At 72.5% G+C, this 13,674-nt stretch carries 8 protein-coding genes; all 8 read left to right on the forward strand.

Annotation, left to right across the window (positions count from 1 at the left end):
- Positions 1-7: 7 nt before the first annotated feature.
- Positions 8-349, forward strand: coding sequence for an anti-sigma factor antagonist BldG (gene bldG, locus ACWDNY_RS16650; protein WP_010986038.1), 342 nt, complete (start codon positions 8-10; stop codon positions 347-349).
- A 105-nt stretch (positions 350-454) separates the two neighbouring features.
- A complete protein-coding gene (locus ACWDNY_RS16655) occupies positions 455-886 on the forward strand; it encodes an ATP-binding protein (protein WP_451646472.1) in 432 nt (143 codons plus the stop codon).
- A gap of 610 nt (positions 887-1,496) precedes the next feature.
- Positions 1,497-3,962: a sodium-translocating pyrophosphatase gene (locus ACWDNY_RS16660; protein WP_451646473.1), complete on the forward strand. Its 2,466-nt coding sequence runs from the start codon at positions 1,497-1,499 to the stop codon at positions 3,960-3,962.
- 192 nt (positions 3,963-4,154) lie between these two features.
- Positions 4,155-4,760, forward strand: a complete 606-nt coding sequence (locus ACWDNY_RS16665) for a small secreted protein (protein WP_451646474.1) — start codon at positions 4,155-4,157, stop codon at positions 4,758-4,760.
- A gap of 82 nt (positions 4,761-4,842) precedes the next feature.
- A complete protein-coding gene (locus tag ACWDNY_RS16670; protein WP_451646475.1) occupies positions 4,843-6,363 on the forward strand; it encodes a DUF7059 domain-containing protein in 1,521 nt (506 codons plus the stop codon).
- A 458-nt stretch (positions 6,364-6,821) separates the two neighbouring features.
- Positions 6,822-7,019: a hypothetical protein gene (locus ACWDNY_RS16675; RefSeq protein WP_451646476.1), complete on the forward strand. Its 198-nt coding sequence runs from the start codon at positions 6,822-6,824 to the stop codon at positions 7,017-7,019.
- A 247-nt stretch (positions 7,020-7,266) separates the two neighbouring features.
- Positions 7,267-10,104 carry a type I DNA topoisomerase gene (gene topA, locus ACWDNY_RS16680; RefSeq protein WP_451646477.1) on the forward strand — a complete coding sequence of 946 codons (2,838 nt, stop codon included), beginning with the start codon at positions 7,267-7,269 and terminating at the stop codon, positions 10,102-10,104.
- A 522-nt stretch (positions 10,105-10,626) separates the two neighbouring features.
- The coding region (tmk, locus tag ACWDNY_RS16685) for a dTMP kinase (protein ID WP_451646478.1) at positions 10,627-13,674 on the forward strand (3,048 nt) is incomplete at its 3' end.

Raw genomic sequence — 13,674 nt, forward strand, 5'->3', positions numbered from 1 at the left:
AGGATCCGTGGACCTGTCCCTGTCGACCCGTACCGTCGGCGATCGTACGGTCGTCGAGGTCGGTGGCGAAATCGACGTATATACCGCGCCCAAGCTGCGCGAGCAGCTGGTCGAGCTGGTGAACGACGGGAATTTCCACCTCGTCGTCGACATGGAGGGCGTGGACTTCCTCGACTCCACCGGTCTCGGCGTGCTGGTCGGCGGCCTGAAGCGCGTTCGTGCCCATGAGGGCTCACTGCGCCTGGTCTGCAACCAGGAGCGCATTCTCAAGATCTTCCGCATCACCGGTCTCACCAAGGTGTTCCCGATTCACACCTCGGTCGAGGAGGCGGTGGCGGCCACCGACTGACCACCGGCCTCGGGCCGGTGTCCGGGGAGGAAGAAGTTCAGGACGGGGACCGGGCTGTCCGCGGCCCGGCCCCCGACAGCACGCCCACAGCTCCGAGGGGGATGCATGGCCACCGTTGAGCTCCGCTTCAGCGCGCTTCCCGAGCACGTCCGCACCGCCCGTCTGGTGGCGGCGGCGGTGGCGCGCAGGGCCGGAGTGGACGAGGCCGTCCTCGACGAGGTCAGACTCGCTGTGGGCGAGGCCTGCTCCCGTGCCGTCGGGCTCCACCGGAACGGCGGCATCACGGCGCCGGTGAAGGTGATCCTGATAGAGGAGGAGAAACAGTTCTCCATCGAGGTCGGTGACGAGGCGCCGCACGCGGCTGCCGGCGCCGGAGGTGCCTCGGGCGCCCCGGACGACGTGGAGGCCGAGGAGGACGAGATGGGCCTCGCGGTCATCAGCGGTCTCGTCGACGACATGGAGGTCTCGGCGGGGAAGGACGGCGGGCTGATCCGCATGACCTGGCCGACCACCCCGCCGACCGCCGTACTGGCGTAGTCGCGACCCGGACGGCCTCCTTGAGCCGGCCCGGGCTCTCGCCCCCGCCGACCGCCGTACGCGCCCCAGTCCGACGCCGGCTGTCCCCCCAAGTCGACCGCCGTACTCGCCCAGCCGCGACCCGGACGGCCCCCAGCCGGCCCGGGGCTTCTGCCTGAGCCCGACCGACCGCTGCGCTTACCCGGCCGAGCCCGGCCTTCGCTCGAGCCGGCCGCTTCACTCGCCCGGCCGAATTCTCCGCAGCCTTCGCCTGCGCCGCTACGGGCACGAGCCCGGCCCCGGCGTCGGCGCCCGCCTGCGCCCCCCGCGTCCTGCCTTCATCGAAGGGCCCTCCCTCGCAGGGTCCTTCGGCATGTGCGGGTACTGCCGGCCACGCTTACAGTGAGGCATGCAGCGAGTCGTGAATAACTTCACGATCCGCCAGTTGGACAACGGATCAAGCGCGAATGCTTTTGAGGCATTACCGCTTTCGGGTTCCGTGACCGCTCGGCGATCATTTGCCGTGGGGCAGATGAAGACCAATTCGATTTGCCGTCCTCTGTTTTGATCAGGTTCCGGTACCTAGAATCCGTCCACATCTTGAGCTCAGCCCAAGCGTCAAGGAGGACGAATGGCGGGGCTTTCTACCCCTCATCAGTGGGGCCACCCCACGACCCTCGCAGCCGCAGTACTGACCGACGACAACCGGATCATCGTGGCGGTCATCGCGGCCGTCGCGCTCACCGCGCTCATGGTCGCGGGCATCCTGGTGCGCCAGGTGCTCGCCGCGGGCGAGGGCACCGACAGCATGAAGCGGATCGCGGAGGCGGTGCAGGAAGGCGCGAAGGCCTACCTGGGCCGGCAGCTGCGCACACTCGGCGTATTCGCCGTCGCGGTGTTCTTCCTGCTCCTGCTGCTGCCCGCGGACGACTGGAATCAGCGCGCCGGACGATCGGTCTTCTTCCTGATCGGTGCCGCGTTCTCGGCGGCCACCGGCTATTTCGGGATGTCGCTCGCCGTGCGCAGCAACGTGCGCGTTGCCGCAGCGGCTCGCGAGGCCGCTCAGGCCCCTCCGTCCCCCGCCTCCGTCAACGGAGTGAACGCGCCTCCTTTGCCGGGTGAGCCAGTGCGGGGTGAGCCCGAAAAGGATCTCACCACCGTTTCGCACAAGGCGATGAAGATCGCTTTTCGTACCGGTGGCGTCGTCGGCATGATCACGGTGGGGCTCGGCCTGCTGGGCGCCTCCTGCGTGGTGCTGGTGTACGCGGCCGACGCGCCGAAGGTGCTCGAAGGCTTCGGCCTGGGTGCCGCGCTGATCGCCATGTTCATGCGAGTCGGCGGCGGCATCTTCACCAAGGCCGCCGACGTCGGCGCCGACCTGGTCGGCAAGGTGGAGCAGGGCATTCCGGAGGATGATCCGCGCAATGCCGCGACCATCGCCGACAATGTGGGCGACAACGTCGGCGACTGCGCGGGCATGGCGGCCGACCTCTTCGAGTCCTATGCGGTGACCCTCGTCGCCGCGCTGATCCTGGGCACGGCGGCCTTCGGCAACCACGGTCTGGCGTTCCCGCTCCTCGTTCCCGCGATCGGCGTGATCACCGCCATGATCGGCATCTTCGCGGTGGCGCCGCGCCGGGCCGACCGAAGCGGCATGACCGCGATCAACCGCGGCTTCTTCATCTCCGCGGGGATCTCGCTGGCCCTGGTGGCGGCCGCGGCCTTCCTCTATCTGCCGTCGTCGTTCGCCGACCTCGACGGCGTGACCGACGCGGCGATCCTCGGCAAGGACGGGGACCCGCGCGTCCTCGCCCTTGTCGCGGTGGCGATCGGCATCCTGCTGGCCGCCGTGATCCAGCAGCTGACGGGCTACTTCACCGAGACCGGCCGGCGCCCCGTCCGGGACATCGGCAAGACATCGCTGACCGGCCCGGCCACCGTGATCCTCGCCGGCATCTCCGTCGGCCTGGAGTCGGCCGTGTACACCGCCCTGCTGATCGGCCTCGGCGTGTACGGCGCGTTCCTGCTCGGCGGTACGTCGATCATGCTGGCGCTGTTCGCGGTGGCGCTGGCCGGCACCGGCCTGCTCACCACGGTCGGCGTGATCGTCGCCATGGACACCTTCGGGCCGGTCTCCGACAACGCGCAGGGCATCGCCGAGATGTCCGGTGACGTAGAGGGCGCGGGAGCCCAGGTGCTCACCAACCTGGACGCGGTCGGCAACACCACCAAGGCCATCACCAAGGGCATCGCCATCGCGACCGCCGTGCTGGCCGCGTCGGCCCTGTTCGGGTCCTACCGCGACGCGATCACGACCGGGGCGCAGGACGTCGGCGAGGCACTGTCCGGAGCCGGCGCACCGCTGAGCCTGATGATGGACATCTCACAGCCCAACAACCTCGTCGGCCTCATCGCCGGCGCCGCGGTCGTCTTCCTCTTCTCGGGGCTGGCCATCAACGCGGTGTCGCGGTCGGCGGGCTCGGTGGTGTTCGAGGTGCGGCGGCAGTTCCGCGAGAAGCCCGGGATCATGAGCTTCACCGAGAAGCCGGAGTACGGCAAGGTCGTCGACATCTGCACCAAGGACGCCCTGCGGGAACTCGCCACGCCCGGGCTGCTCGCCGTGATGGCCCCCATCTTCATCGGGTTCACGCTCGGTGTGGGCGCGCTGGGCGCCTACCTCGCGGGCGCGATCGGCGCCGGCACGCTGATGGCGGTGTTCCTGGCCAACTCCGGCGGTGCCTGGGACAACGCCAAGAAACTGGTCGAGGACGGCCACCACGGCGGCAAGGGCGGCGAGGCCCACGCGGCCACGGTGATCGGCGACACCGTCGGCGACCCGTTCAAGGACACCGCCGGCCCCGCCATCAACCCCCTGCTGAAGGTGATGAACCTGGTGGCGCTGCTCATCGCGCCCGCCGTCATCAAGTTCAGCTACGGCCACGACGCGAGCATCCCCGTGCGGGTCGTTGTCGCGGTCGTGGCGCTGGCCGTCATCGTCGGTGCGGTCTACGTCTCCAAACGGCGCGGGATCGCCGTGGGCGACGACGACAACGCCGAGCGGACGTCCGAGCCGGCCGACTCCGCGGTGGTGTCGTAGCCGGAAAGGGGCCGGTTCCACGGCGGGCGGGCGGTGCGTTCCGACGCATCGCCCGCCCGCTGCGTGTGTACGCGTCCCGCGTCCTTCGTGAGCCTTCTCTCGCCTGGTGTAAATGGCCACAAGAACGGATGCACCGGGCGCCCGGCTCGTGGTGGCCCTGTGGACGGCGTGTATGTTCCGGGGCCGAGAGCCATGGAAGGGACCAATCCGGTGAACAAGAAGCTCGCGGCCGCACTGTCCGGCGGTGCGGTACTGGCGCTGGCACTGACGGGCTGCTCCGACAGCAGCGCCGACGACAAGAACGACACGCTGAACACGTGGGCCAAGCAGGTCTGCGACGCGGTGCAGCCGCAGGCGAAGAAGATCGCGGCCGCCAACGGCGCGATCCAGAAGCAGACCTCGGACAACAGCGCCCCGGCCGACGTCAAGCAGACCGACTCGCAGGCCTTCCAGGACATGTCCGACGCCTACAAGGCGATCGGCGCCGCCGTCTCCCGGGCCGGCGCGCCCGACGTCGACGACGGCAAGAAGAAGCAGCAGGACGCGGTCAAGGAACTCAACGACCTCTCCGCGTCCTATGCCTCGCTGAAGAAGCAGGTGGACGTGCTCGAGACCAAGGACCAGGCCAAGTTCGCCGACGGCCTCAAGGGTGTCGCCACCCGGCTGGACCAGCTCAGCAAGACCGGGAACGACGCCCTGAAGAACCTCGAGGAGGGCGACGTCGGCCGGGCGATGGCCCAGCAGCCGAGCTGCAAGTCCGCCTCGGCGCCCGCATCGGCTCCGGCGACGGGGAGCTGAGCGGGCCCGGTCGCGGGGAACCGGGCCGCGAAGGGCCCCTACACGCGTGTGCGATGTCGGCGCCGGCCGACACAATGGGGACGTGAGTGACTCCAGCCTGCCCGCCCTGCCCGCCGCCGACCGTCCGGACGTCGCCGTCCGGCTGCGTGAGGCCCTGCTCGGCGCCTCCTTCACCGCCGACGGCCTCCTCGAACTGCTCGGCGCCCCCGCGTACGCGGCACTGGCCCGCAGTGAGACCGTCCCCGCGCTGCGGGCCACGCGGGGGGCCACCCCGCGGGAGACGCTCGTACGGCTGTTCCTGCTGCAGCAGCCGGTGCCGCGGGCCCGCGTGGCGGACGTCCTGCCCGTCGAGGCGTGCCTGGACGCCGGCTGGCTGACGCCCGCCGGCGCCGACGAGGTCGCCGCCGCGGTGGACGTACGGCCGTACGGGGGACCCGGCGGCGAGGACTGGTTCATCGTCTCCGACCTGGGCTGCGCGGTCGGCGGCGCGGGCGGCATCGGCAGCCGGGCGGAGGGCGTCGTCCTCGGCGTCGGGGGCGCGTCCACGACGCTGGCCGGCATCACCGTCCGCACGCCCGCCGGCTCCGCGCTCGACCTCGGCACCGGTTCCGGCATCCAGGCGCTGCACGCCGCCCGGCACGCCACGCGCGTGACCGCCACCGACGTCAACCCGCGCGCCCTGCACATCACCGCGCTGACCCTCGCGCTGTCCGGCGTCCCGGCCGCCGACCTGCGCCAGGGCTCGCTGTTCGAGCCGCTGAAGGACGACGAGACGTACGACCTGATCGTGTCGAACCCGCCGTTCGTGATCTCCCCGGGCGCCCGGCTGACCTACCGCGACGGCGGCATGGCCGGGGACGACCTGTGCCGCACCCTCGTCCAGCAGGCGGGGGAGCGGCTCAACGAGGGCGGTTACGCGCAGTTCCTCGCCAACTGGCAGCACGTGGAGGGCGAGGACTGGCAGGACAGGCTCAGGTCCTGGGTGCCCCGCGGCTGCGACGCCTGGATCGTGCAGCGCGAGGTGCAGGACGTCACGGAGTACGCCGAGCTGTGGCTCAGGGACGCCGGGGACCACCTCGGCGACCCGGCGGAGTACCAGGCGCGGTACGACGCCTGGCTGGACGAGTTCGAGGCGCGCAAGGTGAAGGCCGTGGGCTTCGGCTGGATCACGCTCCGCAGAACGGGCTCCGCGGTGCCCTCGCTCACCGTCGAGGAGTGGCCGCACCCGGTCGAGCAGCCGCTCGGCGAGACGGTGCGGGCGCACTTCGAACGCGTCGACTACCTGCGCGACCACGACGACGCGGCGCTGCTCGCCGGGCACTTCCGGCTGGTGTCCGAGGTCGTGCAGGAGCAGGTCGGGCTGCCGGGCGCCGAGGACCCGGAGCACGTCGTGCTGCGGCAGCACCGCGGGATGCGCCGGGCCACGACGGTGGACACCGTCGGCGCGGGCTTCGCCGGGGTCTGCGACGGCACGCTCAGCGCCGGCCGCATTGTGGACGCCATCGCCCAGCTGATGGGGGAGGACCCCGTGCTGCTGCGGGACCGCACGCCCGCGCAGATCCGGCTGCTGGTGGAGCAGGGGTTCATCGAGCCCGCGGGGTGAACGCGGCGGCCGCCGCGGGGGTGCCGGCTCCGCCGCCGTGTCCCCCGGTTCGGGCCACGACCGGCCGTCGTGCGGCGCGGCCCGGCCGCCGTCCCCCCGTTGCCCCGCCCTGTTCCGCCCTTCCGGTTCCGGTCGCGGCCGCCGGGGTCTGACCGTGCCCTTCCGGTTCCGATTCCGGCCGTTCGGTTCTGTCCGGGCCCTTCCGGTTCTGGTCGCGATGTTGCGGTGTTGGTCCGGCGCCGTCCGGTCCTCCCGTCGTCCCGGTGTCTTCAGCCACTTTTTTGGTCATCTGTCGCGCGAACGCGGACGGTGAGAATCCGGGGCGGCGGGAGCCGCGGTTTCCGCCCTGCGCCCGGTGCCGCGGGTCCGTCCGCCCGGCGTTCACCGGGCGTTGGCCCGGCCGTCGCCCGCGGGTGCCAGCCTCCCGGACCGGGGAACCGGAATGGGAGGGGACAGAGATGGAGAGCGGGTCGGCGATCTTCACCGGGACGGTGTTCGCCCTGTTCGGAGCCGCGCTGCTGGCGTGGACGGTGGTCCGGGTACGGCACGGGCGGCCCGTCGCCCTCGGGGTGAACCGGACGGCCTCGGCGACGTCCGCCGGGCTGGCCGCCGTCGTGGCTCTCGCGGTCGGGGCGTGGTGCTTCACCCGCCTGTGACCGTCACCGGGGCGGCGCCGTCCGGGCGGCCCGCCGACCACTCTCCGCAGCGGCCGGAACGGACCGGCGGGCACTCCGGGCGGCAGGAAGGGCGGTAGTCGGGTTACCGTTCGAGTGGCCGTTGCGGGCTTTTCCCGTTTGACACGAGGGCGGGATGTACCGTCACACTCCGCAGCGTCAGCACCACCCGACCCCGGGAGCCACCAGGCCTGGGGAGCCCCAGCGTCGACCGGAGAGAAGAGCGAAGTTGTCCCCGACCAGCGAGACCGCTCAGGGCGGCCGCCGACTCGTCATCGTCGAGTCGCCCGCCAAGGCGAAGACGATCAAGGGCTATCTCGGCCCCGGCTACATCGTCGAGGCGAGCGTCGGACACATCCGCGACCTTCCGAGCGGCGCTGCCGAGGTCCCCGAGAGGTACACCGGCGAGGTCCGCCGCCTGGGCGTGGATGTCGAGCACGACTTCCAGCCCATCTACGTGATCAACGCCGACAAGAAGGCGCAGGTCAAGAAGCTCAAGGACCTCCTGAAGGAGTCCGACGAGCTCTTCCTCGCCACCGATGAGGACCGCGAGGGCGAGGCCATCGCCTGGCACCTGCAGGAAGTGCTCAAGCCGAAGATCCCGGTCAAGCGGATGGTCTTCCACGAGATCACCAAGGACGCGATCCGCGCGGCTGTCGCCAACCCGCGCCAGCTCAACCAGAAACTGGTCGACGCCCAGGAGACCCGCCGCATCCTCGACCGCCTCTACGGCTACGAGGTCTCGCCGGTGCTGTGGAAGAAGGTCATGCCGCGGCTGTCCGCGGGGCGGGTCCAGTCGGTCGCGACCCGGCTCGTGGTGGAGCGGGAGCGCGAGCGCATCGCGTTCCGCTCGGCCGAGTACTGGGACCTGACGGGCACCTTCTCGACCGGCCGAGCGGGGGACGCGTCCGACCCGTCGACGCTGGTCGCCCGCCTGCAGACCGTCGACGGCCGGCGGGTCGCGCAGGGCCGCGACTTCGACTCCCTGGGGCAGCTCAGGACCGCGAACACGCTCCACCTCGACGAGGCGAACGCCCGCGCCCTGGCCGCCGCCCTTCAGGACACCCGCTTCTCCGTCCGGTCCGTCGAGTCCAAGCCGTACCGCCGCTCGCCGTACGCCCCGTTCCGTACGACGACGCTCCAGCAGGAGGCCAGCCGCAAGCTGGGCTACGGCGCGAAGGCGACCATGCAGATCGCCCAGAAGCTGTACGAGAACGGCTACATCACGTACATGCGTACGGACTCCACGACCCTGAGCGAGACGGCGGTCTCCGCCGCCCGCGCCCAGGTCACGCAGCTGTACGGCGCCGACTACCTGCCGCCGCAGCCGCGGACGTACGCCGCCAAGGTGAAGAACGCCCAGGAGGCGCACGAGGCGATCCGGCCTTCGGGTGATCGTTTCCGCACCCCGGCCCAGACGGGGCTGACCGGTGACCAGTTCAGGCTGTACGAGCTGATCTGGAAGCGGACGGTCGCCTCCCAGATGAAGGACGCGACGGGGAACTCCGTCACGGTGAAGATCGGCGGCGCGGCCGCCGACGGCCGGGACGTCGAGTTCAGCGCGTCCGGCAAGACGATCACCTTCCACGGCTTCCTGAAGGCGTACGTCGAGGGCGCGGACGACCCGAACGCCGAGCTCGACGACCGTGAGCGCCGGCTGCCGCAGGTCGCCGAGGGCGACGCGCTGACCGCCGAGGAGATCACCGCCGACGGCCACGCGACCAAGTCCCCGGCCCGCTACACCGAGGCCAGCCTGGTCAAGGAGCTCGAGGAGCGCGAGATCGGCCGCCCGTCGACGTACGCGTCGATCATCGGCACCATCCTCGACCGCGGTTACGTGTTCAAGAAGGGCACGGCCCTCGTGCCGTCCTTCCTGTCCTTCGCCGTGGTCAACCTGCTGGAGAAGCACTTCGGACGGCTCGTCGACTACGACTTCACCGCGAGGATGGAGGACGACCTCGACCGCATCGCCCGCGGCGAGGCGCAGGCGGTGCCGTGGCTGAAGCGCTTCTACTTCGGCGAGGGCACCGCCGAGGGCGCGGCCGCCGACGCCGGCAACGGCGACGGGGACCACCTCGGCGGCCTCAAGGAGCTGGTGACCGACCTGGGCGCGATCGACGCGCGCGAGGTGTCGTCGTTCCCGGTGGGCAACGACATCGTGCTGCGGGTCGGCCGCTACGGGCCGTACATCGAGCGCGGCGAGAAGGACACCGACAGCCACCAGCGCGCCGACATCCCGGCCGACCTGGCGCCGGACGAGCTGACCGTCGAGCTGGCGGAGGAGCTGCTCGCCAAGCCGAGCGGCGACTTCGAGCTGGGCACCGACCCGGCGACCGGCCACACGATCGTCGCCAGGGAAGGCCGCTACGGCCCGTACGTCACCGAGGTGCTGCCCGAGGGCACTCCCAAGACCGGCAAGAACGCGGTCAAGCCGCGCACGGCCTCGCTGTTCAAGTCGATGTCGCCGGACACGGTGACGCTGGAGGACGCGCTGCGGCTGTTGTCGCTGCCGCGCGTCGTCGGCACCGACACCGACGGACAGGAGATCACCGCGCAGAACGGCCGCTACGGTCCGTACCTGAAGAAGGGCACGGACTCCCGTTCGCTGCAGTCCGAGGACCAGATCTTCACGATCACGCTGGAGGAGGCGCGGGCCATCTATGCCCAGCCCAAGCAGCGTGGGCGGGCGGCCGCCAAGCCGCCGCTGAAGGAGCTGGGCGAGGACCCGGTCAGCGGCAAGCCGGTCGTCGTGAAGGACGGACGCTTCGGCCCGTACGTCACCGACGGCGAGACCAACGCGACCCTGCGCTCCGGGGACAGCGTCGAGGAGATCACACCGGAACGCGGCTTCGAGCTGCTGGCCGAGAAGCGCGCCAAGGGGCCCGCCAAGAAGACGACGAAGAAGACCGCCGCCACGAAGGCGACGTCCGCGTCGAAGACGACGGCCGCCAAGAAGACGGCTGCGAAGAAGACGGCCGCCAAGAAGACGACCACCGCGAAGAAGACGGCGGCCAAAAAGACGACGGCGAGGAAGCCGGCCCCCACGAAGGCCGCCTCGGAGGACTGACCTCCCGGCGGCCGGGCCGGCCGGCTGCACGGCACGGCACGGCACGGCGCACAGGCCGGCCCGCCCGGGCGCTCCTCCGCCCGGCGGGCGGCTCCCGCAGCACGTCACCCTCAAAGTCCTCGTCGCACCACCCGGACCCCGGTCCGCACGGTGGCGGCCCGAGGTCACGGGTGCGCCGGGGTTCCGGGCGCGCCGGCGTCCCGTGTCCCCAAGGCGCACCCGGACGTCGTCCTCGGGGGGCGGCGGGCGTCACAGGGCGCCCTACGCCCGCGGCGCCGCCCGAGTTCCGGCGCGGGTCAGGAGTGATCGCGCGACGGTGGGGAATCGGTTCTCTCGCCGGCCGCCTGGCCGGCCGCGGCCTGGCGCACCGTCAGGACGCGGACAGGAAGCGGTCCGTCGCTCCCCCCGGGCGGTGCACACCGGCCGCGCCGAACGAACGTCTCCGCATCACTTCGGTGACGGGACGTGCGCACGTTCGGGCGGGCGCCACGGATCGGCAGCGCATCCCGATAGGCTGATTGCATGACGCGAGCCGAGCAGCCAACGGCCCCCCCTGCGGCCCCTGACGACGCCCTGGTCGCCGATTCCCGGGAGCGCGCCGTCCGCGCGCTGCTGCGCCGGCCGCAACTGAGGCGCCTGTGGAGCGCCCAGCTGGTGGGAGGCGTCGCCGACACCCTGACGCTCCTGGTGCTGGTCCTCCTCGTGCTCCAGGCGGCGATCGCCGAGGGCACGTTCGGTGGCGGCTACCGGGGCGCGGCACTGGCCGTGGCGGCGGTCTTCGGGGCGCGAGTCCTGGCGACGCTGCTGTTCGGCGCGGTCCTCCTCGGCCCGCTGACCTCCCTCACGTCCCGGGAGGGCCCGCTCGACCGCCGCTGGACGATGGTCGGCGCGGACGGCGTGCGCGCCGCCCTGCTGATCGCGGCGCCGCTGTGGATCGACTGGACGCCGGGCGACGCGCCGGCGTTCCTCCTGGTCACGGCCTTCGTCACCGGGATCGCCGAGCGCTTGTGGACGGTGTGCCGGGAGAGCGCGGCGCCCGCGCTCCTGCCCGCACCGCCCCCGGAGGGCGCCACGGTGCGCCCGCTGCCGGACCACATGGGCACCCTGCGCCGCCTGTCGCTGCGGACGGCCTTCGGGGCGCTCCCCCTCGCGGCCGCCGTTCTCGTCGTCGCGGCGCTCCTCAACAACGTGCTCGGCACCGGCATCGACTGGTTCGCCCAGCACCAGGCGGCCCTGGGCGCGTACGTCGCGGCCGGTCTGTTCGCCGCCTCGCTGTCCGTGCTGACGGCCCTGGAGCTGCCCGACACGCGGACCCCCCGCCCGCGGTCGCCGCTCGAGGGGCTGCGCCGCCCGCGGACGGGCACCGGCGTCGACAAGGGCCGTACGGGTGCCCTCCCGCTGCTGGTGACGGCCTGTGCCGCGGTCGCGGGTGCGGTCGCCGCGGCCGTCGCCGTGTGCGTGCTGCACGCCAAGGACCTGGGTGGCGGTCCGGTGCTGTACGGGCTGCTGGTGCTCGCCCTGACCGGCGGGGTCGTCATCGGCATCCGTATCGCCCCGACGGCTCTGGAGTCGCTCTCGCGCCGCCGGCTGCTGTCGCTGGCGATCGCCCTCACCGGCGTCGCGCTGCTCGCCGCCGGGCTCGTCCCGGACGTCACCACGGTGCTGCTCATCCTCGCGCTGGCCGGCGTGAGCGCGGGCGTGGCCGCCAACACCGGGCACACACTGCTCGACCAGGAGACCGAGGACCACCGCCGGGCGCGCACGACCGAGCACCTGCACGCGGTGGTGCGGGTCTGCGTCGCGCTCGGCGCCGTGATCGCACCGGTCGTCGCGGGCGCCATCGGGCCGCACCGCCTGGAGAACGGCAAGTTCGTGTTCGCGCACGGCGGCGCCGCCTTCACGCTGATGCTGGTGGGCGCGCTGCTGCTGCCGGTCGCCGCGCTGGTGCTGGCGAAGGTCGACGACCGTTCCGGCGTGCCGCTGCGGCAGGACCTGCTCGACGCGCTGCGCGGCGGTGACGATCCGGCGCAGGTGCCCGCGTCGAACGGTTTCTTCATCGCCCTGGAGGGCGGCGACGGGGCCGGCAAGTCGACCCAGGCCGAGGCGCTCGCCGAATGGATCAGGGCCAAGGGACACGAGGTGGTCCTCACCCGCGAGCCGGGGGCCACGCCCGTCGGCAAGCGCCTGCGGTCGATCCTGCTGGACGTGTCGTCGCAAGGCCTGTCGCACCGGGCGGAGGCGCTGCTGTACGCGGCCGACCGTGCCGAGCACGTCGACACGGTCGTGCGGCCCGCCCTGGAGCGAGGCGCGGTCGTCATCTCCGACCGGTACATCGACTCGTCGGTCGCCTACCAGGGCGCCGGCCGCGACCTGTCCCCGACGGAGATCGCGCGCATCTCCCGCTGGGCGACGAACGGGCTCGTCCCGAACCTGACGGTGCTGCTGGACGTCTCCCCGGAGACCGCCCGGGAACGTTTCACCGAGGCCCCGGACCGGCTGGAGTCGGAGCCCGCCGAGTTCCACGCGCGGGTGCGTTCCGGCTTCCTGACGCTGGCCGCCGCCGACCCCGGCCGCTACCTCGTCGTGGACGCGGGCCAGGAGCCCGAGGCCGTCACGACGGTCGTCCGGCACCGGCTGGACCAGATGCTGCCGCTGTCCGAGGCCGAGGTGAGGGCCCGGGAGGAGGCCCGCCGGAAGGCCGAGGAGGAGGCCCGGCGCAAGGCGGAGGAGGAAGCACGGCGCAAGGCCGAGGAGGAGCGGCTGGAGCGTGAGCGCCAGGAGCAGCTCGCGCGGCTGCGCGCCGAGGAGGAGGAGCGCAAGCGGCGCGAGCTGGAGGAGGCGCAGCGGCGCGAGGCCGAGCGGCAGGCCGAGGAAGCCCGGCAGCGGGCGGAGGAGGCGCGCCGCCGGGCCGAGGAGGAACGGGCGCGGCTGCTCGCCGAGGAGCAGGCCCGTGCCGAGGCCGAGGCCCGGCGCAAGGCCGAGGAGGAGCGGCTGCACAAGCAGGCCGAGGAGGAGGCGCGGCTGCGCGCCGAGGCCGAGGCACTGCGCCTGGAGAAGCAGCGCAAGGCCGAGGAGGCCCTGCTGCGCGCCGAGGAGGCCCGGCGGGCGGCGGAGCAGGCCGCGGCGGCCGCGCAGGCCGGTCCCGGGCAGGCCGGTCCCGGGCAGGCGGGTCCCGGGCAGGCGGCGACTCCGGCGGCCCCGTCGGATGCGTTGACCGTGCCGACGCCGGTGGTGACGCCGACCAACGCGTCGGGCGGCCCGGCCGAGGAGACGGCCGTGCTGCGTCCGGTGCGTGACGAACGGACCGACGGCGCACCCTCCTGGGCGGCCGGGGAGTCCGAGTCCGAGGTCACCGCGAAACTGCCTCAGCCGCTGGTTCCGCCGGCTGCCGGGGAGGGGACGGGGACGGCGACGCACACGCCGGCCGGCTCCGCCGGGGCGACGGACGAGACGGCGGTGCTGCCCCCCGTCGGTTCCGCCGGGGCGACGGACGAGACGGCGGTGCTGCCCCCCGTCGGTTCCGCCGGGGCGACGGACGAGACGGCGGTGCTGCCCCCCGTCGGTTCCGCC

It is taken from the genome of Streptomyces sp. NPDC003697 (assembly GCF_053587115.1).